This window comes from Methylobacter sp. (assembly GCF_030680395.1).
Taxonomy (GTDB): domain Bacteria; phylum Pseudomonadota; class Gammaproteobacteria; order Methylococcales; family Methylomonadaceae; genus Methylobacter_A.
In genome coordinates, this window is the sequence record NZ_JAUXVR010000044.1 from 83,603 (window position 1) to 103,219 (window position 19,617).

At 49.2% G+C, this 19,617-nt stretch carries 20 protein-coding genes and 1 other RNA gene; 12 read left to right on the plus strand and 9 right to left on the minus strand.

All coding sequences use genetic code 11. The features are described from left to right. Positions 1 to 126: 126 nt before the first annotated feature. Positions 127 to 1,242: a 3-isopropylmalate dehydrogenase gene (gene leuB, locus Q8L79_RS18180; RefSeq protein ID WP_305274108.1), complete on the minus strand. Its 1,116-nt coding sequence runs from the start codon at positions 1,240 to 1,242 to the stop codon at positions 127 to 129. A gap of 400 nt (positions 1,243 to 1,642) precedes the next feature. On the opposite strand from leuB, the gene Q8L79_RS18185 reads away from it, so the two are divergent. Next, on the plus strand, positions 1,643 to 2,110 hold the full coding sequence (locus Q8L79_RS18185) for a hypothetical protein (RefSeq protein WP_305274110.1): 468 nt from the start codon (positions 1,643 to 1,645) through the stop codon (positions 2,108 to 2,110). A gap of 28 nt (positions 2,111 to 2,138) precedes the next feature. On the opposite strand, the gene Q8L79_RS18190 is transcribed toward Q8L79_RS18185, so the two are convergent. The 6 genes from Q8L79_RS18190 to Q8L79_RS18215 all read right to left on the minus strand — a co-directional run bounded on the left by Q8L79_RS18190 (position 2,139) and on the right by Q8L79_RS18215 (position 9,174). Then, positions 2,139 to 2,822: an alpha/beta fold hydrolase gene (locus Q8L79_RS18190; RefSeq protein ID WP_305274111.1), complete on the minus strand. Its 684-nt coding sequence runs from the start codon at positions 2,820 to 2,822 to the stop codon at positions 2,139 to 2,141. Then, the gene (locus Q8L79_RS18195; RefSeq protein ID WP_305274112.1) at positions 2,785 to 5,883 is read right to left on the minus strand and encodes an efflux RND transporter permease subunit; all 3,099 of its coding nucleotides are present in this window, start codon (positions 5,881 to 5,883) and stop codon (positions 2,785 to 2,787) included. The genes Q8L79_RS18190 and Q8L79_RS18195 overlap by 38 nt, the downstream gene beginning before the upstream one ends. A 535-nt stretch (positions 5,884 to 6,418) precedes the next feature. After that, entirely contained in the window at positions 6,419 to 6,880 is a 462-nt protein-coding gene (locus Q8L79_RS18200; RefSeq protein WP_305274113.1) for a hypothetical protein, read from the minus strand. Beyond that, complete coding sequence (locus Q8L79_RS18205; protein ID WP_305274114.1) at positions 6,865 to 7,305, minus strand: type II toxin-antitoxin system HicB family antitoxin; 441 nt, start codon at positions 7,303 to 7,305, stop codon at positions 6,865 to 6,867. Before Q8L79_RS18205 ends, Q8L79_RS18200 begins: the two co-directional genes overlap by 16 nt. Next, a complete protein-coding gene (locus Q8L79_RS18210) occupies positions 7,302 to 7,550 on the minus strand; it encodes a type II toxin-antitoxin system HicA family toxin (RefSeq protein WP_305274115.1) in 249 nt (82 codons plus the stop codon). The genes Q8L79_RS18205 and Q8L79_RS18210 overlap by 4 nt, the downstream gene beginning before the upstream one ends. 148 nt (positions 7,551 to 7,698) lie before the next feature. Beyond that, complete coding sequence (locus Q8L79_RS18215) at positions 7,699 to 9,174, minus strand: RimK family protein (protein WP_305274116.1); 1,476 nt, start codon at positions 9,172 to 9,174, stop codon at positions 7,699 to 7,701. Between the two features lie 144 nt (positions 9,175 to 9,318). Between Q8L79_RS18215 and Q8L79_RS18220 the strand changes: the two genes are divergently transcribed. The 8 genes from Q8L79_RS18220 (at position 9,319) to Q8L79_RS18255 (ending at position 15,316) form a co-directional block, all read left to right on the plus strand. After that, positions 9,319 to 10,416 (plus strand): DUF2817 domain-containing protein, encoded by a 1,098-nt coding sequence (locus Q8L79_RS18220; protein ID WP_305274117.1) that lies wholly within the window; start codon positions 9,319 to 9,321, stop codon positions 10,414 to 10,416. Then, positions 10,413 to 11,513, plus strand: a complete 1,101-nt coding sequence (locus Q8L79_RS18225) for a GNAT family N-acetyltransferase/peptidase C39 family protein (protein ID WP_305274118.1) — start codon at positions 10,413 to 10,415, stop codon at positions 11,511 to 11,513. The genes Q8L79_RS18220 and Q8L79_RS18225 overlap by 4 nt, the downstream gene beginning before the upstream one ends. Positions 11,514 to 11,726: 213 nt before the next feature. Continuing rightward, positions 11,727 to 11,823, plus strand: an RNA gene (gene ffs, locus Q8L79_RS18230) — signal recognition particle sRNA small type. A 36-nt stretch (positions 11,824 to 11,859) separates the two neighbouring features. Beyond that, complete coding sequence (gene dnaX, locus Q8L79_RS18235; RefSeq protein ID WP_305274119.1) at positions 11,860 to 13,482, plus strand: DNA polymerase III subunit gamma/tau; 1,623 nt, start codon at positions 11,860 to 11,862, stop codon at positions 13,480 to 13,482. A gap of 19 nt (positions 13,483 to 13,501) precedes the next feature. Continuing rightward, entirely contained in the window at positions 13,502 to 13,825 is a 324-nt protein-coding gene (locus tag Q8L79_RS18240) for a YbaB/EbfC family nucleoid-associated protein (RefSeq protein ID WP_305274120.1), read from the plus strand. Between the two features lie 18 nt (positions 13,826 to 13,843). Further along, a complete protein-coding gene (recR, locus tag Q8L79_RS18245) occupies positions 13,844 to 14,440 on the plus strand; it encodes a recombination mediator RecR (RefSeq protein ID WP_305274121.1) in 597 nt (198 codons plus the stop codon). A 44-nt stretch (positions 14,441 to 14,484) separates the two neighbouring features. Further along, positions 14,485 to 14,823 (plus strand): histidine triad nucleotide-binding protein, encoded by a 339-nt coding sequence (locus Q8L79_RS18250; protein WP_305274122.1) that lies wholly within the window; start codon positions 14,485 to 14,487, stop codon positions 14,821 to 14,823. A gap of 34 nt (positions 14,824 to 14,857) precedes the next feature. After that, positions 14,858 to 15,316, plus strand: coding sequence for a cupin domain-containing protein (locus Q8L79_RS18255; protein WP_305274123.1), 459 nt, complete (start codon positions 14,858 to 14,860; stop codon positions 15,314 to 15,316). Between the two features lie 76 nt (positions 15,317 to 15,392). On the opposite strand, the gene Q8L79_RS18260 is transcribed toward Q8L79_RS18255, so the two are convergent. Both Q8L79_RS18260 and Q8L79_RS18265 read right to left on the minus strand, forming a co-directional pair. Beyond that, positions 15,393 to 15,995, minus strand: coding sequence for an exosortase system-associated protein, TIGR04073 family (locus tag Q8L79_RS18260; RefSeq protein WP_305274124.1), 603 nt, complete (start codon positions 15,993 to 15,995; stop codon positions 15,393 to 15,395). A gap of 52 nt (positions 15,996 to 16,047) precedes the next feature. Then, entirely contained in the window at positions 16,048 to 18,330 is a 2,283-nt protein-coding gene (locus tag Q8L79_RS18265) for a Tex family protein (RefSeq protein ID WP_305274125.1), read from the minus strand. A gap of 288 nt (positions 18,331 to 18,618) precedes the next feature. Here Q8L79_RS18265 and Q8L79_RS18270 point away from each other — a divergent pair, with 288 nt between their 5' ends. The 3 genes from Q8L79_RS18270 to Q8L79_RS18280 all read left to right on the plus strand — a co-directional run bounded on the left by Q8L79_RS18270 (position 18,619) and on the right by Q8L79_RS18280 (position 19,557). Next, complete coding sequence (locus tag Q8L79_RS18270; protein ID WP_305274126.1) at positions 18,619 to 18,861, plus strand: hypothetical protein; 243 nt, start codon at positions 18,619 to 18,621, stop codon at positions 18,859 to 18,861. Next, positions 18,848 to 19,078, plus strand: a complete 231-nt coding sequence (locus Q8L79_RS18275; RefSeq protein WP_305274127.1) for a hypothetical protein — start codon at positions 18,848 to 18,850, stop codon at positions 19,076 to 19,078. The genes Q8L79_RS18270 and Q8L79_RS18275 overlap by 14 nt, the downstream gene beginning before the upstream one ends. 89 nt (positions 19,079 to 19,167) lie before the next feature. Further along, positions 19,168 to 19,557 carry a hypothetical protein gene (locus tag Q8L79_RS18280; protein ID WP_305274128.1) on the plus strand — a complete coding sequence of 130 codons (390 nt, stop codon included), beginning with the start codon at positions 19,168 to 19,170 and terminating at the stop codon, positions 19,555 to 19,557. Positions 19,558 to 19,617: the final 60 nt, after the last annotated feature.

The following is a 19,617-nucleotide window of genomic DNA, read 5'->3' on the forward strand; positions in this document are numbered from 1 at the left end:
AATCTGTCTGTAACAAATTTGCATTTACCCGAAGGGCGTCAGGCAGGATAACCTGACGTAAAACGCCACCTCGCGCTACGCTCCCTTCGACAAACCCAGGACAGGCTTGGATGCCCTTATTCCGAACTACGCTGCCGACACCCTTGGCATCTGCCTCAGCTTTTCAACAACCTTGTCGCCGAACTGTTCGGTGCTGATCATGGTAACACCGCTGCCCGGCTTGGACAGGTCGGCGGTTGAGTAACCGTCGCCAAACACACCTTGCATCGCATCCCAGACATTCTTGGCTTCTGCTGCCATATCGAAGCTGTTTTCCAGCATCATCGCAACCGAGCCGATCATGGAATAAGGATTGGCGATATTTTTTCCCGCGATGTCCGGTGCCGAGCCATGTGACGGCTCGTAGTAGGCTTTTTCGTCACCAATGCAAGCCGAAGGCATCAAGCCCAGCGAACCCAGGATACCGCCGCCCTGATCGCTGAGTATATCGCCAAACATGTTTTCCATAACCATCACGTCGAACTGGGTAGGCTTGAGGCACAGGTTGGTTGCGGCCGAGTCAACCAGCTGATGGATAACTTCCACTTCGGGGTATTCTTTAGCCACTTCATCGAGTATTTCGTTCCACAAGACACTGGATTTCAGTACATTGCTTTTATGAATGTTATGCAGCACTTTCTTGCGTTTTTGGGCGAGCTTAAATGCCTGATGCAAAATCTGGCTGATTTGGTGCTCATCGTATTCCAGGGTTTCTTTGACATAACGCAAACCTTGCTCATTAATACCGGTTTCCTTGCTCCCGAAATACAGGCCGCCAACCAGTTCCCGAACCATAATAATATCGATGCCCTCGCCGATAATTTCAGGTTTTAGCGGCGAGAAATGGGCCAAAGCTTTAGGCAGGAAAACCGGCCGAAAGTTTGCGTAAGTGTTGTAACGGCGACGCATCGGCAGCAGCGCACCGCGTTCGGGCTGCTTATCAATGGGAATGGTTTTGGATTGTTCATGGCTCAAACCAATCGGGCCTTTAAGAATCGCATCGGCTTGGTCGCAAATATCGATGGTCGATTGCGGAAAGGCATCGCCGAATTCAAAATAGGCGCAGGCTCCAAAAGCTGCGGGCATCAGTTCAAAAGAAACATCATTACGCTCTTCAATAAGCTTGAGCACTTTAATGGCTTCCCGGGTAATTTCAGGACCGATACCGTCACCGGCTAACACTGCGATTTTATAATTCTTCATTATGTACCTTTGCTGTCTGCTTAATATCTACGGAGTAATATTTTAAAAAGCGGTTATTTTACTTTATTTTTTTTAATAAAGTCGGGCATACATTGCCCTAAAACACCGTTTATTGTTGCTCATTTCCAAATTGTTGGCTAAGTGTGGTTGTATATTGCTACAAATCTTCAATTTGCTCCGGATAATAACTTGGTTAACTGACCAAGCGTGGGCAATAGCGTTGATTTTATCTCTATCCTTCGACCCTGTAAGGCATTCAGCACAATAGCGGATTCACCCCGATAAGTAACAGCACTTATTGATTGAATAAGTTGAACTCTCTATCCTAAAGACATCTGTACAACACCAACCGATTTTTTAGATTAATGTATTTCGTCTTTGTGAAAATAAATGTCCGACTATGTTCAATTTCACTAAAAAACACAGCAACGCTCTGATCGATGCGAATAAAAAAACCGCCGGAATGAGCGAAAAGTATGATGCCGCGATAGCAAGAATCGAACGGCTGGAGGACGAATTATCCCAAAAAAAATATGAACTCAACCAAAGCTGCAAAGCCCAACAGATAATGAGCGAAGGCGTAAGGAAATGCGTTGAGTCGCTTTACACTGTTCAAAACCAACTACAAGCCGTAGCCGCGCATTTAGACCGTTCAAACAAACGAATTTTTGAGTTAATGCAAAAAAACAAGGCGCTTAAATCATCAGGCGATGAATGGTTCAGGCGTTCCATCAAACTTGAGTTTGAAGTTTTAATGGCTAAGGACGAGATTAAAAAAATCGAAAATGAACGTGATTCGGCGATAAAAATGTGTGAGCATCTTCAAGCCGAATTAATGCCGAATAGCCAACATAGAAAGCAGGGCTAAGGCATACCGACTCAGCTTAAGACATGACTCATCTCGCAAAAGTACCCTGCTGAATAAAATGTAGCGCCTGTTCTATGACCGCCTTACGCCGCATAATAAACGGATGTGAATACGGCATAACGATAAAGTCTTTCATACCCGCCACTTGCGCCCGGCTTATCGACACGATGCCGTCGTTGACGCCGGGAATCAGCCATGAGAACAAAGGATTGACGGTTTTATCGCCGGCAATAACCCCAAGCTGAAAATTCACCGGACCAAGCCGGTTCGGCACACTGTTGTTATCGGTGCCCAGCTGCAATACCGCCGGACCGCTTAAAGTGTAAAACAGCCTCCAACCTGCCAGTTTATCCATGATTTCGGTGCCTTGATTGGGCGGCGCCAGCATCACCACTCGCCCCAGCTTATCGATAGTTTGGTTAGCCAAATAATCGCGCAGCAAAATACCGCCCATAGAGTGCGTCAGAAAATGGATTTTCTTAACATCTTTCACGTCGCACTGTTTCAATGCCTGAGCGATATATTTTTGCGCCAAAAAACTAATGCCTGCGCTTCGCGAAGGATAATCGACATTGATGATTTGATAACCGTAAGCAGCCAGCAACTTAGCGGCTTTGTTCATGCTGCGGCTGGTTCTGGCCAGACCGTGCAGCAGAATAATGGCTTCCGAATCTTTATCTATCGGTATCAGTTTGGCTTTTAAATTTTCCATAGCGCAGCAAAATGGCGGGTAGTAATAATAAGTTCAGTATCGTTGAAGAGGCCAAGCCGCCGATAATAATCGCCGCCATCGGCCCCATGATCTCGCGCCCCGGATTATCGCTATTGAATGCGATCGGGAACATCGCTAACGCGGTCACCAGCGCCGTCATCAGGATCGACGGCAATCGTTCCTGAGCGCCCAGTACGGCGGTGTCCAGATTCCAATCTTTGCCTTCGACCTCGACCAGATGGCGATAATGCGACAGCAGCATGATGCTGTTGCGCGCGGTAATGCCGAATAGCGTCACAAAACCGACGACCGAGCCGACCGACAAGGTGGCCCCGGTCAACACCACGGCCGCAACCCCGCCGATCAGCGCAAAAGGCAAGTTGGCAAGGGTCAGCAACACGTGGCGTATACTGCCGATGGCGATATAAATGAAAATCAGCACCCCGGCTCCGGCCAGCAGCGAATGCAGAATTAATTCTTTCCGCGCCTGCGCCTGTTCAATTGCCGCGCCGGTAAACTCGGGATAAATATCCGCAGAGAACGGAATCTCTTTTAATACCCGCGCTTTAAGCTCCTCGACAAAAGCATCCAGATCCCGGTCGATCACATTGCCGGTCACGGTTTGCCGCCGCTGCGAGCCTTGATGGAGGATGTTGTAGCGGCTGGCCGCATGCCTGATTTCCGCGACCTGCTCCAGCGTAATCATCGTGCCGTCGAGGGTCCTGACCGGCAACTTGGCTATCGATTCAGTCTGCTGCCTTAGCTCCGGCGTTAAGGTCACCGCGACGTTGTAGATTTTGTTGCCTTGAATATTTTTGCCGACCACACGGGTTTCGTAAGCGGCTTGCAAGGTATCGACAATCTGGGCAGGCAACACGCCCCAGAAACCCATCTGGTCGAGATTCAGCGCAATTTGCAGTAACGGCGTGCCGGGCGGCGAGCGCAATTGCACATCGGTAGCGCCGTCTATGTCTCGCATAATCCCGGCGACCGCCTGCGCTTTAGCATCAAGCTGATTCAGATCATTGCCGTAAATATTAACCACCACCGGCGAGGTGTAGCCGGAAATGGTTTCGTCGACCCGTTCCGTCAAAAAAGTGTTGGCTTCAAACAAGATGCCGGGGAAACCGACCAGAATGCCCCGCAGCCTGTCCTTGATCTGTTGTTGTTCGGCTCCCGACATCGGCTCAAGCCGCACTTCATACTCGCTGTAATGGCTGCCGTAAGTATCCACGCCCCGCTCTGCCCGCCCCGCCCATTGCGATACCGATTGTATGCCGGGAATAGCCATAAACTGTTCGGTCAGCTTGCTGCCGATTCTGATCGATTCCTGCAACGCCGTGCCGGGAATGCTGGTGGTATGGACGATATAATGGCCTTCGCGCAGTTCCGGCAGGAACTTGCTGTCGAGACTGAAAAAAGCCAGCAAGCCTGACAGGCAAATGATAACGCTGCCGATAAGCACCGGCTTAAAATATTTGGAAACCGTGCCCAACAAATCCTTGTACAGCGGCTTGATACGCTTGATCAGCGGCGGATCGTCATTAGCGAGATCGGCGTTGCCCAGCAATGCATAGCACAGCGCCGGTGTTAAGGTCAGCGCCACCAGCAGCGACATTAAAATCGCCAGAATATAGGAATATCCCAGCGGCGCAAACAAGCGCCCGGCAACGCCGTTTAAGGTCAACAACGGCACAAAAACCAGCGCGACGATAAAGCTGGCGTAAACCACTGAGCTGCGCACTTCCAGCGATGCGCTGTAAACCACATCGGCAACCGGCAATGGCTTGGCTAACAAACGATTCTCGCGCAAGCGCCGGAAAATGTTTTCGGTATCGATAATCGCATCGTCAACCACCTCGCCCAGCGCGATAGCCAGTCCGCCCAGCACCATGATATTGAGATTAACTCCGCTTTCCAGCAGCACAATCACTGCACCGACCAAAGACACCGGAATCGCCAGCGCGGAGATAAACGCGGTGCGGAAATTGAACAAAAACAGGTACAGGATAATCAGCACGAACAGGCCGCCGATCAGCAGATGCCCGGACAAATTGCTCAGCGAGCGTTCGATATAATCGGCGGGGCGAAACAGGTGCGAGTAAAAATTAATCGCCTGTTTGTTGAAAATAGGCTCGAACTCGTGCAGCGTTTGTTCGACCTGTTTGGATACCGACAAAGTATTAGCCCCGTATTGACCGATCACCATCATTACGATGCCGGGCTTGCCCATAATTTGCGCCGCGCCAATCGGCGGTTCCGGCGCATAGCCAATCGTAGTGACTTCGCCCAGCGTCACATTGCGCCCCTGATCCCGCTTGACGATAATCTTGGCGAATTGTTCCGGCGTGGCGGACTGTCCCGTCACCTGCAAGGTGAAGCGCTGGTTATTGTTTTCGATAAAACCGCCGCCCTGGATGTTACCGGCCTTTGAGGCGGCCAAAATAATATCCTCCAGCGTCAGGTTAAAACGATGCAATTGCAGCGGATCGACCTGGATTTGCAATTGCTGAATGTCGCCGCCGAACACGTTGACATCGGCAACGCCGGGAACGGCCTTCAAGCGCGGCACTATCGTCCAGTCGACCAGACTGCGCAAAGCCATCAAATCGGTCTGATCGTCCTTGTTTAAACCAATAGTTAATACGGTCGCCGAAGACGAGGACAGTGGTATCGCAACCGGCGTAATGCCTAGCGGCAGCTGTCCGGCCAGAGTGGTCAGTCGCTCGCTGATCAACTGGCGGTTGCGGTACACATCGCTGTTTTCGGCAAAAGTCGCAATAATAATCGACAGGCCCTGGATCGATTCGGAGCGCACCGACTTCATGCCGATCAAACCGCTGATCGACGTTTCGATTTGCTGGGTTACCAGCACCTCGACCTGCTCCGAAGAAAGGCCCGGCGATTCGGTTTGGATGATGACTTGCTTGGGCGAGAATTCAGGAAAAATATCCAGGCCTGCCGTGGCGAAGCGGTAACTGCCGTAGAGCAGGATCAATACCGCAAGCGCGATGACGATGCCGTAGAAACGGATGGAGAAGCGGACGAGTGTGGCTAGCATGGGTTAGTGGTTTTGATTACGGAGTTTATGCACTATTAATAACTACTCCTGTCTTACTGTGAAACCGTACAACTTTAAACAACACAAATCCATTGCTAGCTCAAGGCTACAGGGTTTTCAACGAAATACGACTCTGGCTCAGATGGGAGTAATTAATGTCTGGACGAAAATTCGTATCATCATGATTATATAGATGAATTAGCCTATTTCGACGCGCGAATATTTTTTAGTCCGGCAATGTCACCCTATATAAATCAATAAGTTGAAAGCGACCAATCCAATGCATTGCTCCAATTTAGAAAATCTTCGTTCTCGAAAGAACACTTAACCATATGAAATATATAAATTAATGGCATTTTCGTTCAGTCACTAATTAAGCAATGCCAGCAATGTTTGCCACATCAAAAACACCCAAAAGTCTGGAATGCTTTCACCCGTCATGCAAAACTACAGATCAGCAACTACCTAAAACCAACGGTAGTCTTTCATTATCTATTGATAAATCGGTGACTCATATGGGTCACCACAGCCGCCGTTACTGACGCTTGGTTTTAGTTGGTCGTTTTACTTTAGGTCGTTTAGTTTCTTCGAGTGCACAGCTTTCTTCGAGTGAACTGTAAAAAAATTCTTGCTTAATAGAAATTGAACCTATATCCAATCTTGTAAGGAGATCATTAGTATGCAAATGAACTAGCGGGACCAATGGAAGTAAATATTTATACTTGTTCTTCTCGATAGCTTCCATGTCAGGCTTAGCTTTTGATTCATATTCTCCTGCCATAATTATATTCAAATCAAAAATATCATCGACAATATCAATCTGTTTGCCAATAATTGTTATTTCAAGTTGAGCATTAAACAATTTATCGTTTTCAAGATTCTGTTTCATATCAAACGAAAAAGAAACATTCAATTGCCCTTTAGAATTTTTAACAGGTGATTGGCTAAAATTACATAGTGACTTTAAAAGTCTTACTCTAATTAATTTACTGTCCATAACTCTTCTTTTTTGCCAAATGTAACATCTTCAACCATTTCTGTAGTGTGATAGTGAATATGATTGTGGATATGTTTTTTGTCCTCTATCTTTTCTTGTACTGCTATTTTCACAAAATCATTAATACTTGTACCTAAAAGTAATGAATGCATTGCTACTTGCCTATGAAGTTCTGCGCCAATTCGCACATTAAATGTGCCACTGTATGGTTTTTGTGGATCACGCTTTAATTCTTTGCATGTCTCCAAATAATCATCTACTGAGGCTTCAAACTCTTTCTGAAGATCTTCAAGTGACTTGGCCTCGTAAGTAATAAGGTCGTTAATAAAGAGCAACTCACCGAACATAAAAAATTCATCTAAGTCCATTTCAATGGATCCTAAAAAACCTTTGTATTGTAACGTCTTATTATTTGAAGCCATCATAAGAACCCCGCTTCTTCAAGTTTATTAACTATTGCTTTAACCATATATTGTTTTAGAATCGAGCTTGGATGAGGTTTATGTAACGCTATTAAAGAATCTTTTTTGTTGTTATAAAACTTAACCCTTGAACCATTACCTTGTATTTCCGCGTAACCCAACTTGCTTAATAAACTCGTTAACTCACCCCATTTATAATCAGTTGGCTTTGATTTTATTCTGGTTTTTTGCTTGCTCAAATCAGACATTATGGATAACCCGCTCCTTGCAACTAATAACTAGTTGCATCGCAACTTAGTATAGATGAAACTTTCTTTTTCGTCATTGTTTAATATTTTCATTCCACTTCAATGCAGCCGCGTATAGCCCATCCTACAATTCTGACACCGAAAACAATCAAACCCCTTTACTGCGATTTTCCATGCGCCGCAGCAATTCGGTCATAATCAATCGATACAGCTCGTCGCCCAGATATTTATCCTCGACGCCGCTGTCGATGTTGGGGTTGTCATTGACTTCTATCACATAGCCTTTGCCGTCTTTTTCCTTAACGTCCACGCCGTATAAACCGTTGCCTATCGGCTGGGTCGCTTTTAATGCGGCGTCCAGCACGGCTTTGGGAACTTCAAAGGTCGGTAAGGTAGCGAAACTGCCGGCATCGATCCGGCTGCTGCCGTGGCGGTAAATCTGCCAATGGTTTTTGACCATGTAATAGCGGCACGCGTATAAGGCTTTGTTGTTGAAAATGCCGATGCGCCAATCGAAATCGGTATAAAGAAATTCCTGCGCCAGCAGCAGCGCGGATTTTTGAAACAGCTCTTCGACTTTGAGTTCCAGCTCTTTCCGATCATGCACTTTAACGATACCGCGAGAAAACGAGCCGTCAGGGATTTTGACTACTACCGGAAATCCGGCTTCCGCTTCCACTCTATCCAAATGAGCGGCATTGCCTTTATGCAGCAGCCAGGTCTTCGGTGTAGGCACTTTATGAGTGCGGAACAAATCGGCAAGATAGACTTTATTGGTGCAGCGCAGCATCGAAGTCGGATCGTCGATAACCACCAGTCCCTCGGCCTCGGCCTTTTTGGCGAAACGGTAGGTGTGGTGATCGATGTTGGTGGTTTCGCGGATAAACAAGCCGTCAAACTCGGGCAGGCGTACATAATGCTGCTGGGTTATCAATTCTATTTCAATGCCCAGCTCCCTGCCGATTTTGATGAACTTTTTCAGCGCGCCACGGTTACTCGGCGGCAATTGCTCTTCGGGGTTGATCAGGATGGCCAGATCGAACCGTGCCGCTTTACGGGAGCGGCCCTTACGCCAGACTTTCTTGCTGAATTTATCCAGCGCGTCGGCAAAAACGGTTTGCATGGCATCATCCAGATGCCGATGCGAAACGGCTTTTAGGCCGACGATTTCCCACTGCTGTGAGTAATAGTGCAACGTCACTTCCAGAATGGGACAGGAAAAGCGTTCAAACAACTGTCTGCTGAGTTCCTGAAAAGCCGGATCGGGCGTAGTACCGAAATAGCTCATCAAGGTTATTTCCCTGTCTTTATCGGTTTTTTTAAATGCACGCTCCAGCGTTTGAGACAAATCGTCAAGCTGCAACCGGTAGAGCGCCTTTTTGCCCAGATCGTTCAGTACTTTAACCGAAGGAATAACGTGATGGCCTCTGGCTTCGGCCAGCAACGAGCAATAATAACCATCGGAAAGATAACGATAGCTGCTGCAAAGGTTGATGATACGGACTCGCTGCTGCGATACGTCCTGTTCGGTCGCAAGATAAGTTTCAAAGGTGATGACTTGGTCGCTGGGATAATAGGGATTCCAGTCGGAGAGATCATCAACAACCAGAAGAGTACGCGCCATAAAAAATCCTGTAAGGTCAGAGAAGGCTTAATTCTGTAACCAGCCAGTTGATTGCACAAGGAGTTTTTATAAGCATTGAAAAATATTTCATGATTAGCTTAACTGGGGCTATGCTAAATAAAAGAAATTTTCAGGTTAACCGTTATGTCTTATCGCCTTCCTCTTGCCGCTATCGATACCGCCGTTTTTCCCGACAGTTATGCTGTCGGCCGACAGCGCTGGCTTGCACAATTGGATAATCTTTCTTGCCCTACGCAATACCTGTCTTATCACTGTGGCGGTACCGGCCCTGAAGCCGAAGAACTGGCTACCGATACAGTCTGGATCGGTTCGGAAGATGCTTCAAGAGTATTGGTTTTAATCGGCGGAACGCACGGCATTGAAGGTTTTGCGGGCAGCGCGATACAAGTTGATCAACTAGAGTTGATTGCCGAAGGTCATGTGGTTATTCCGGCCAATGCGGCGGTGCTGATGATCCATGCGCTCACGCCGTGGGGTTATGCCTGGCAACGGCGCTGCGATGCGGACGGCGTTGATCTTAACCGCAATAGCGTCGATTTTTCCAGGCCGCTGCCTGAGAATAAAGACTATGACCGGCTCAAAGATACGTTTTATCTAGCGGATGCTGCGCAACGGAAAATCGCCCTTGCCGAATTTGAGCAACAGCATGGCCGGGTAGCGCTGGAAAAGGCGGTCAGCGCCGGACAATACAGCGATCCGTCCGGGCCATTTTACGGCGGAACAGCGCCCGCGCACGGCAGGCTGGTCTGCGAAAATCTGATGCGTCGATACGACCTACAAGAACGAGACTTGGCGGTCATCGATCTACACACCGGCCTGGGCTCTTACGGTTACGGGGAAATCATTTGCGATCATGAGCCGGACAGTGCGGGAGCGCGTGCAGCCCGTCATTGGTATGGCGATTCGGTGACATTGCCGTTGCTGGGCACATCCAGCTCGGTACCCAAAACAGGGTTACTGGATTATGCCTGGCACGCGATCATGAATGATCGCAGCTGTTACATCACTCTGGAATTCGGCACGTTCAGCACCGATCAATTGTTTGAAACTTTACTGCGTGACCATCAATTGTGGGCGCAACCCGATAACGGGCAAGCCCGTCTGGAACACAGCAAAGTCATGCGCCGTCATTTTTGTCCCAACGATCAGGCATGGCGGGAAATGGTGTTGTTCCGGGCCAGACAGGTGATTGCGCAAGGCTTGCAGGAGATGTCGTCTTGAGCGTTGTCATTCGCCCAGCGCTGTTAACCGATCTTAATCAGTTGGTGGCGCTTGAGGAAAGCTGTTTCGACATCGATCAATTAAGCCGACGCAGTTTCAAACACTGGATAAGCACAGAACATCGCGCTTTGCTAGTTGCCGATATGGAAGGAACAATCGCCGGCTATATTCTTATTATTTATCACCCGGGCACCCGGCTGGCCAGAGTCTATTCGCTGGGCGTTGCGCCTCAGCACAGAGGCAAAGGCATCGCAAAATTGCTGATGTCGGCAGGCGAACAGGCCGCCAGTGATGCCGGTAGACTGTATCTGCGTCTTGAAGTCAGCGTCGATAATAATTCGGCGATCAAGCTTTATGAATGGCTGGGCTACCAAAAATTCGGCATCTACCGCGATTACTATGAAGACCATAAAGACGCATTGCGTTACCAAAAGCGTATCCGCCGCTATCACGGTAACTTTCAACACCGGTCGGTGCATTGGCTAAGACAAACCACGCCGTTTACCTGCGGTCCGGCATCGTTGATGATGGCTATGCACGGCTTAAACAGGACTTATCAACCCTCGCAGGAGGAAGAACTCAACCTGTGGCGCGAAGCGACAACTATTTTTATGACGTCGGGACCTGGCGGCTGCCACCCGATAGGTCTGGCGCTGGCGGCAAAGCGGAGGCAGTTTGCGGTTGAGGTCTGGGTTAACCAGACCGGAGCGCTGTTTATAGACGGTGTGCGCAGTGAAGAAAAAAAACGGGTCATAGAACTAGTCGATAACTGTTTCAAGCGCGAGGCGCAACAACAAGACATCAAAATACATTACGCCAATATCAGCCAGAATGACCTGATCAGCGCTTTTAAAGCCGGGGCGATACCGTTGATTCTGATCAGCACCTTTCAAATGGATAAAAAAAAGGCGCCGCACTGGGTGGTAATGAGCGGCTTCGACGATGACTGTCTGTATATGCACGACCCGGATCCCGAAGAAATACGCCAGAGCGAACTTGATTGCCAATTTATTCCTATCGCCTGTGAGGATTTCAGCCGGATGTCCAGTTTTGGCAAAAGCCGGCTCAGGACGGCGGTGATTATTTGGCCGGGGTAAATGGTAACCAGCGGCTTTCATACACAAAAACTTAAGGCATAACAGCACGAAGACACAAAGGACACGAAGAAAATAACAAGGTAAAAACTTCGTATCCTTTGTGCCTTCGCGGTGAATTTACAAAACTTATGCCATTACGACTTGTGTTATTAAACCGATTCAACGATAATGGTCGTCCTTTAGCCAGTACGGCTAATGTTTTAATGGTGATCGTGTCGGTCCTCTCGCAACGATACGCTGTAAACCCCGCCAGGCCCGGAAGGGAGCAACGGTAGCAGCAGATTCGTGTGCCGGGATGTGGCTGGCATGATCGCCGCCCAAAACATACTTACCTTACGAGCCTGCAATGAATTATCAGGTTCTCGCCAGAAAATGGCGTCCCCATAATTTCACAGAAGTTGTCGGACAAGAGCATGTCGTCAAATCGTTAATGAACGCTTTGCAACATGATCGACTTCATCACGCCTATTTATTTACCGGAACCCGCGGCGTCGGCAAAACCACCATTGCCCGAATCTTAGCCAAAGCCATCAATTGCGAAAATCTCCAGGATTTTAATCCTTGCGGCGTCTGCAGCGTGTGCCGCGATCTGGATGAAGGACGGTTTCTGGATTTAATCGAGGTCGATGCGGCATCGCGCACCAAAGTCGAAGACACTCGCGATTTACTCGATAACGCGCAATACGCGCCCAATCACGGCCGCTATAAAGTCTACCTGATCGACGAAGTACACATGCTGTCCGGGCACAGTTTCAATGCCCTGCTGAAAACGCTGGAAGAGCCGCCCGCGCATGTAAAATTCCTGCTGGCCACTACCGATCCGCATAAAATCCCTGTCACCGTATTGTCCCGCTGTTTGCAGTTTAATCTCAAGCGCTTGCTGCCCGGCCAGATTTTTACCCAGATGGAATTCATACTCCAACAGGAACACATTGAAGCCGAATCAGGCGCTTTAAAATTATTATCACGTGCCGCCGACGGCAGCATGCGCGACGGTTTAAGCCTGCTCGACCAAGCCATCGTTTACGGTAACGGCAAGGTCGGCACCGAAGATGTCAACGCGATGCTGGGCACCGTGGCGCAGCAACCTGTCGAGGATATTTTAACGGCGCTGGCCGAGGGCGATGCGGCGGCGATACTCGATAAAATAAATGAAATAGCCAACTTGACGCCTGACTTTGGCGATGTGCTGCAACAGATTTTGCAAGTCCTGCATCGTATTGCATTGCTGCAACAAATACCTACAGCAATCGACCATGATTTTGATGCGGATATGATTGCGGCATTGGCATCCAAACTCACACCCGAAGATGTGCAGCTTTACTATCAGATAGGTTTGGTAGGACAACGCGACCTGGATTTAGCGCCCGATCCCCGTAGCGGTTTTGAAATGGTCATGTTACGCATGCTGACTTTCAGACCGGTCGGCACCGCATCGGCTCTGGCTAAACCGGTTCAGGTTCGTCAGCCTATTAACAAACCCCAAGCACAGCCTGCTTCTAATCAAGCGCAACCTGTTTACAATACAGCGGTGACCACGCAACCCGCTATCGTCGCCGAAACAACCGTTCAGGAAACCGTTATTCAAAAGCCCGATTCCAATTGGGCGGAAATGGTTGCCGCAATGAAAATTAACGGCTTAACCAGAGAGTTGGCCCATAATTGTGTGCTGGAAAATATTGATGATGCCGTCTGTACCTTGATATTGGATCCGGGACATAAACAACTGCGCAGCAGCCGCACCGAAGAAAATTTACAAAAAGCCTTGCAGGCTTATCGCAAATCACCTTTAAAACTGGTGATCACCACCGAAAAAACAACAATCGCCACACCCGCCGTGCAATTGACCAAAGCGCGTGAAGACAAACAACAGGCAGCGGTTGACGCGATTAATTCAGACGAAAATGTTCAGGCTTTAAAAGAACACTTAGGGGCCAGAGTCATGCCCGGCACTATAGAACCGACTTAACGAGACAGGAGAGAAGCAAATGAAAAACGCACTCGGCAACATCATGCAGCAAGCCCAAAAAATGCAGGAAGACCTAAAGAAAGCACAGGAAGAACTTAACTCCATGCAGGTTATGGGCGAATCCGGCGGCGGTCTGGTGACCATCCTGATGACCGGCAAACGCGAAGCCAGAAAGGTAACCATCGATCCCTCCTTGCTGGGCGATGATAAGGATATGCTGGAAGACTTGGTCGCCGCGGCCATTAACGATGCAGTCAACAAAGTCGCGAAAATGAAAAAAGAAAAAATGGCGGACGTTACAGCAGGACTGCCCTTGCCTCCCGGATTCCAGTTGCCTTTTTAATAGGCGCGCCTCTTTACTATGAAAAAAGCAGGCTTATTAGGGCAACTGATCCAGAATTTATGCTGTTTGCCCGGCGTCGGCCCTAAATCTGCTCAGCGCATGGCGTTTCATCTGCTCCAGCGCGACCGCAACGGCGCAAAAGCGTTGGCTCAAACGCTGCTTCGAGCGATTGAAGAAATAGGACATTGCAGACAATGCCGCACCTTGACCGAAGGTGATGTTTGTGAGATCTGCGCCGATAAGTCAAGAGACGAGTCCATTATCTGCATCGTAGAAAATCCTTCCGACGTCTGGATTATCGATCAGGCAACGGCATTCAAGGGACGCTATTTTGTGCTGCATGGGCGATTATCGCCGTTGGACGGCATAGGACCCGATGAACTCGGCCTGGATCACCTTGAACACCAGCTGGCATCAGGCCATATCAAGGAACTGATCCTGGCGACCAACTCCACGGTTGAAGGCGAGGCAACCGCCTATTTCATCAGCGAACTGGCCAGAAAACACCATGTCCCGGCCAGCCGGATTGCCCACGGCGTACCCATGGGCGGTGAATTGGAGTTTACCGACAGCGGCACCTTATCGCACGCCTTTAACGGCCGCGTAGGAATGTAGCGACAACCGGGCCATCTCCCACCCATCCAAAAAGGTAAAAAGCTATGACTGATTGTTTATTTTGCAAAATGGTTGCCGGTGACATCAAACCGGATGTAGTTTTTGAAGACGAAAATGTTCTGGCTTTCAGGGATATTAAGCCTCAAGCTCCTGTTCATATATTGATTATCCCGAAACGCCATATTGCAACTTTGAATGATCTGGATGATGCCCTGTTGGCAGGCCACATATTGCAGACCGCGACAAAGCTGGCTAAACAGGAAGACATTTCTGAAGCGGGTTACAGAACCGTATTCAACTGCAACAGGAAAGGCGGACAGGACGTTTATCACCTGCATCTGCACCTGCTGGGCGGCCGGCAAATGATTTGGCCGCCGGGTTAAGTAATCGATGGTATTGATCGATTCAGTTTTGATAATGAACGTCAAAATCCAGTTTATATTCCTCATGGCGCTATGCTGCCCGTTTACAGCATTCGCCCTGGATGAAGATACAGCACTTAAAGTGACCCCGCTGCTCAAGACGACCACCAGCTGGGATGGCAAACCCATCGTCTATCCCAAAGGGCAAAGTGAAGTCACGGCCCTGATCGTTGAAATTGCACCGGAGGGCGAGACCGGATGGCACGAGCACCCTGTGCCTGCGCTTGGCTACATCATGGAAGGCGAGCTGGAATTAAAGCTTGCCACAGGCGAAGTTAAAATCCTCCATTCCGGCGATGTCTTGCCAGAGTCTGTCGGCGTACTCCACAATGGCCGCAACATAGGCGAAGAGCCGGTCAAGATTCTGGTATTTTATATGGGCGAAGTTGGCACCAAACTTAGTGTTGCGCACCCGGAATTTACTCCCCAGCCATCGCCTGATTCAAAAAAGTAATGTCTTAAGAATAGCTGCACATAAAAAAGCCCGGCAGGTTTCCACCTCCGGGCTTTTTTGCTTTAACAGTGCAGCGTTATTTTTTCATCTCTTTTTTGAATATTGCATCCAATTTCTGGTTGGTTTCTTGGTGGTATTGCTTTGTGTTATCAATCGGTTCTGGTTTGGGCGCTATCGGTGCGGCAACAACCGGTTCCGGCCCAGGCGCTTGAACAATAAGAGGCTCTGCCTCCTGGCTTTGGTCCAAACGGAATACCGGTCCGTAAGTGGTGTCTATATCAAAATCTTCCCAAATATATACAGGATAAGCGATAGGCTGGGTAGGAAGAGGTATGGTAACCAAATCAGCAATCCCCACACCTATGCGTCCGGCGGTGTGAACTATACCTTTAAATAACCCGCCGATAATGCCATAAAAAACGTTGCTTTGATTGGTCGTGTTAATCATATTTTTAGGAATTTCCAACACACTGGTAGTCAGATTGGCAAAGGCATTCAGCGCCTTGTTGCCAACCTTGCTGCCATAGCTGTTGCCAAAGCTCCGGTGTTGATATAGCCCTTCTTGAGTCGCGGGAGTGCCATAACCCTGTTGCTGCATATCGGCCTGAGTCATCGGCGCATATGCCGTAAACAGGCTGGCGAATAAAAGGAAAACAAAAGAACGACTGAATTTACGCATTTCAAATCCTGTTTAGTGTGTTAATAATGGAATCAGTATAGCAGAGCTGCAATTATTTACTGATCCGCGCCTTGGCAAAGGCGCTAGCCATTGAGTTCTGTATAGGCGCTTGTTGTTTAGGCTTATGCGCAGTCGGCTTTTGATTATTTCGTTCGGGTCTGGCATCGCTCGCCTCAGGATTTGTTTTCATCGATAGCGAAATACGTTTGCGCTCGACATCGATCTCCAACACCGTCACTTTGACCATCTCACCGGTTTTAACGGCATCCCTGGGATCTTTGACAAAGGTATCGGACAAATGGGAGATATGCACCAAGCCGTCCTGATGCACGCCAATGTCGACAAACGCGCCGAAGTTGGCGACGTTGGTGACTACGCCGTCCAATCTCATGCCGACTTCAAGATCGGTGATTTTCTCGATGCCAGCCTTGAATTCCACGCTTTTGAATTCCGGTCTCGGATCACGACCGGGCTTTTCCAGCTCCAGCAAGATGTCGGTCACCGTCGGCAAACCGAAATGTTCGTTAGTATAATTGGCAGGATTCAAGCCGCGCAGAAATTGGCTTTGACCGATCAGATCGCGGATGGATTTTCCGGTGCTGCCGATGATGGCCTCAACAACGGGATAAGCTTCAGGATGAACCGAAGACGCATCCAGCGGATTGTCGCCATTCATAATACGCAAGAATCCCGCCGCCTGTTCGTAAGCCTTGTCGCCCAAGCGCGGCACTTTTTTCAATTGCTTGCGATTGGCAAACGGGCCGTTTTCATTGCGAAACGCGACGATATTCTCGCTGATACTGGCGGACAGGCCGGACACCTGTTTAAGCAGGGCTACCGATGCGGTATTCACATCGACGCCGACCGCGTTGACGCAATCTTCAACGACCGTATCCAGTCCTTTAGCCAACTGAGCCTGATTCACGTCGTGCTGGTACTGGCCCACGCCGATCGATTTGGGGTCGATCTTGACCAGCTCTGCCAGCGGGTCCTGCAAACGTCTGGCGATCGAAACCGCGCCGCGCAAAGACACGTCCAATTCGGGAAATTCCTTGGCGGCCAGTTCGGACGCCGAATAAACCGACGCACCCGCTTCCGACACAGTGATCTTGGTGAATTTAAGTTCGCTGTGCCGTTTCATCACATCGGCCACCAGCTGGTCGGTTTCCCGAGAACCGGTGCCGTTGCCTATGCTGACCAAATCGACCTTGTGCTTTTGGATAAGTTTTGCCAGCGTGTTTATCGATCCGTCCCAGTCCTTGCGCGGCGGGTGCGGGTAAATGGTGTCCGTCCCCAGTACTTTTCCGGTAGGATCGACAATGGCAACCTTAACGCCGGTGCGTATGCCGGGGTCAAGGCCCATCGTGGCTTTAGGACCGGCCGGTGCGGCCAGCAACAAGTCTCTTAAATTGCTGGCGAACACCCGGATGGCTTCCAATTCGGCGGCTTCGCGCAGCCTGAGTTTCAAGTCCAGATCAATACGGGTGTACAGCTTGATTTTCCAGGCAAAACGCGCGGTTTCCGCCAGCCAGGCATCGTCCGGTTTTGATGTGTCGGTAATAGCCAGGCGACGGGCGACAAACTGGGCGCAAAGGTCGTGTTCCGCCTTATCGTCAGCACCGGGTTTAAGCGTTAGATTTAACAAATCCTCATTACGCCCTCGAAATAAGGCCAAAGCCCGGTGCGAAGGGATTTTGTTGATGGCTTCTTCGTAATCGAAATAGTCTTTGAATTTTTCAGCAGCCTGCTCTTTGCCGGTCGCAACGGTGGCGTGAACAATGCCTTTTTGCCAGATGCGTTCGCGCAGTTCGGCTAACAACTCGGCGTCTTCGGAAATACGCTCCATGATGATTTGCCGTGCGCCATCCAGAGCGGCGGCGGTATCCGGTACACCTTTTTCCGCATCGATATAGCCGGCGGCGACTTGTGCAGGGATCAGACTACGATCAGCCAATAAAGCATCGGCAAGCGGTTCAAGTCCTGCCTCGCGGGCAATTTGCGCTTTAGTGCGGCGCTTGGGTTTGTAGGGCAAATACAAATCTTCCAGCAGGGTTTTGGTGTCTGCATTGTTAATGGCTCTTTCCAGTTCCGGCGTCAGCTTGTCCTGTGACCGGATGCTGTCCAGAATCGTTTTGCGCCGCGCGTTAAGTTCGCGCAAATAGCCCAAACGCTCTTCCAGCAGCCTTAATTGCGTATCATCCAGACCACCAGTCACTTCCTTGCGGTAACGGGAAATAAACGGAACGGTCGCGCCTTCGTCCAGCAAGCTGACAGCGGCGCTGACTTGTTTCGGGTTAACGGCTAATTCTTCGGCAATGCGTTGGATTACATCCATTTTTCGAGTTCTTGTGCAGTTTAAGATGGGCGCATTGTAGCAGCAAGGCATGGCTTAGATAAAAATAAGCGCATCATTTCGAAATGACTCTAACTGATGATTCGTTTTTGAATTATGATTTTAGAAAGTTTTAAGCGGCAGTCATAACTAGTCAAGTTATTAAAAATCGCTGACTTACAACTCGGCAAGATGCCGAACGGCTAAAAAAGACCCGCGCGAATTTGAAGAAAATTTTACTTTTCTCAGTGATGAAGCATAAGCTACAAACTTTAAAAGGGGATATAAACCATGGCAATCATAGAATTAGACGATGAAACGGCTTTCCTGCTTAAAGAATTGGCAGAGCATGAGCATATTAGCCCGGCGCAATTATTAAAAAATCTGGCGCAAGTACATCGCAGCACACAGCAAGCCCATCATGCCGAGCAGCCTGAATTACTGACCGACTTTGCCGGGATACTAAAAAACTCCCCTTCATTCACCGGCAACCCATTAGAGATTCAACAGGCGATGCGTGATGAATGGTCTTAGCTATCTGCTTGATACCAATACCATCATCGGCTTACTTAAAGGCAACGACGAAGCTATTTCCATTCTAAGCGGCATCAGTCTGCCAGCTTGCGGATTTAGTGCCATCCCTCGGATGGAATTGTTGAGTTACCCGGATTTAGCTATTGATGAGGAACAGGCTATTAACCGTCTATTGGATCGGATGACGCATTTAGCTCGTAGGATGGTTTCGCGATAGCAAACCGTCACAGACGCACAACGCCGATATCAGCCTACCGAAGTTGCGGCGGATTGCCTTACGGCTAATCCACCCTACAGTTCTACAACGTGCTGGAACGCAGCCAAAAAAGCGACCTAGACATAACCGAGTGGCTGCTATGGTTCCTCGCTTGTCTGCAACGCGCCATCGCTCAAGCCGGCGAAACACTGTCAGCCGTGCTGGCAAAAGCCAAATTCTGGGAACGCTTTGCCAGCGCGCCAATGAACGAGCATCAAATCAAAGTGCTCAACCGTCTGCTGGACGGCTTCGAAGGTAGGTTGACCACATCCAAATGGGCCAAGCTGGCGAAATGCTCCCAGGACACCGCTTACCGCGACATTCTCACCCTGGTCGAGCTAGACGCATTAGTAAAAGCGGATGGCGGAGGGCGTAGTACGAGCTATGAACTGGCCCTGTCAAAGCAGTCAAGCTCATTTACTATCGAACCCTTGCTCTAGCCAGATAGGCCGGAATAAGGCCATCCAAGCGCGTAGCGCGAGGTGGCGTTTCCGGCGAAT

Bases quoted from the DNA above. Each gene is read 5' to 3' on its own strand.
- Q8L79_RS18200 (WP_305274113.1), bottom strand. From the start codon at position 6,880: ATGGACAGTAAATTAATTAGAGTAAGACTTTTAAAGTCACTATGTAAT.
- leuB (WP_305274108.1), bottom strand. From the start codon at position 1,242: ATGAAGAATTATAAAATCGCAGTGTTAGCCGGTGACGGTATCGGTCCT.
- Q8L79_RS18220 (WP_305274117.1), top strand. From the start codon at position 9,319: ATGTCTTATCGCCTTCCTCTTGCCGCTATCGATACCGCCGTTTTTCCC.
- Q8L79_RS18185 (WP_305274110.1), top strand. From the start codon at position 1,643: ATGTTCAATTTCACTAAAAAACACAGCAACGCTCTGATCGATGCGAAT.
- Q8L79_RS18195 (WP_305274112.1), bottom strand. From the start codon at position 5,883: ATGCTAGCCACACTCGTCCGCTTCTCCATCCGTTTCTACGGCATCGTC.
- Q8L79_RS18210 (WP_305274115.1), bottom strand. From the start codon at position 7,550: ATGTCTGATTTGAGCAAGCAAAAAACCAGAATAAAATCAAAGCCAACT.
- Q8L79_RS18270 (WP_305274126.1), top strand. From the start codon at position 18,619: ATGGCAATCATAGAATTAGACGATGAAACGGCTTTCCTGCTTAAAGAA.
- Q8L79_RS18250 (WP_305274122.1), top strand. From the start codon at position 14,485: ATGACTGATTGTTTATTTTGCAAAATGGTTGCCGGTGACATCAAACCG.
- Q8L79_RS18190 (WP_305274111.1), bottom strand. From the start codon at position 2,822: ATGGAAAATTTAAAAGCCAAACTGATACCGATAGATAAAGATTCGGAA.
- dnaX (WP_305274119.1), top strand. From the start codon at position 11,860: ATGAATTATCAGGTTCTCGCCAGAAAATGGCGTCCCCATAATTTCACA.
- Q8L79_RS18240 (WP_305274120.1), top strand. From the start codon at position 13,502: ATGAAAAACGCACTCGGCAACATCATGCAGCAAGCCCAAAAAATGCAG.
- recR (WP_305274121.1), top strand. From the start codon at position 13,844: ATGAAAAAAGCAGGCTTATTAGGGCAACTGATCCAGAATTTATGCTGT.
- Q8L79_RS18215 (WP_305274116.1), bottom strand. From the start codon at position 9,174: ATGGCGCGTACTCTTCTGGTTGTTGATGATCTCTCCGACTGGAATCCC.
- Q8L79_RS18260 (WP_305274124.1), bottom strand. From the start codon at position 15,995: ATGCGTAAATTCAGTCGTTCTTTTGTTTTCCTTTTATTCGCCAGCCTG.
- Q8L79_RS18205 (WP_305274114.1), bottom strand. From the start codon at position 7,305: ATGATGGCTTCAAATAATAAGACGTTACAATACAAAGGTTTTTTAGGA.
- Q8L79_RS18255 (WP_305274123.1), top strand. From the start codon at position 14,858: ATGAACGTCAAAATCCAGTTTATATTCCTCATGGCGCTATGCTGCCCG.
- Q8L79_RS18265 (WP_305274125.1), bottom strand. From the start codon at position 18,330: ATGGATGTAATCCAACGCATTGCCGAAGAATTAGCCGTTAACCCGAAA.
- Q8L79_RS18275 (WP_305274127.1), top strand. From the start codon at position 18,848: ATGAATGGTCTTAGCTATCTGCTTGATACCAATACCATCATCGGCTTA.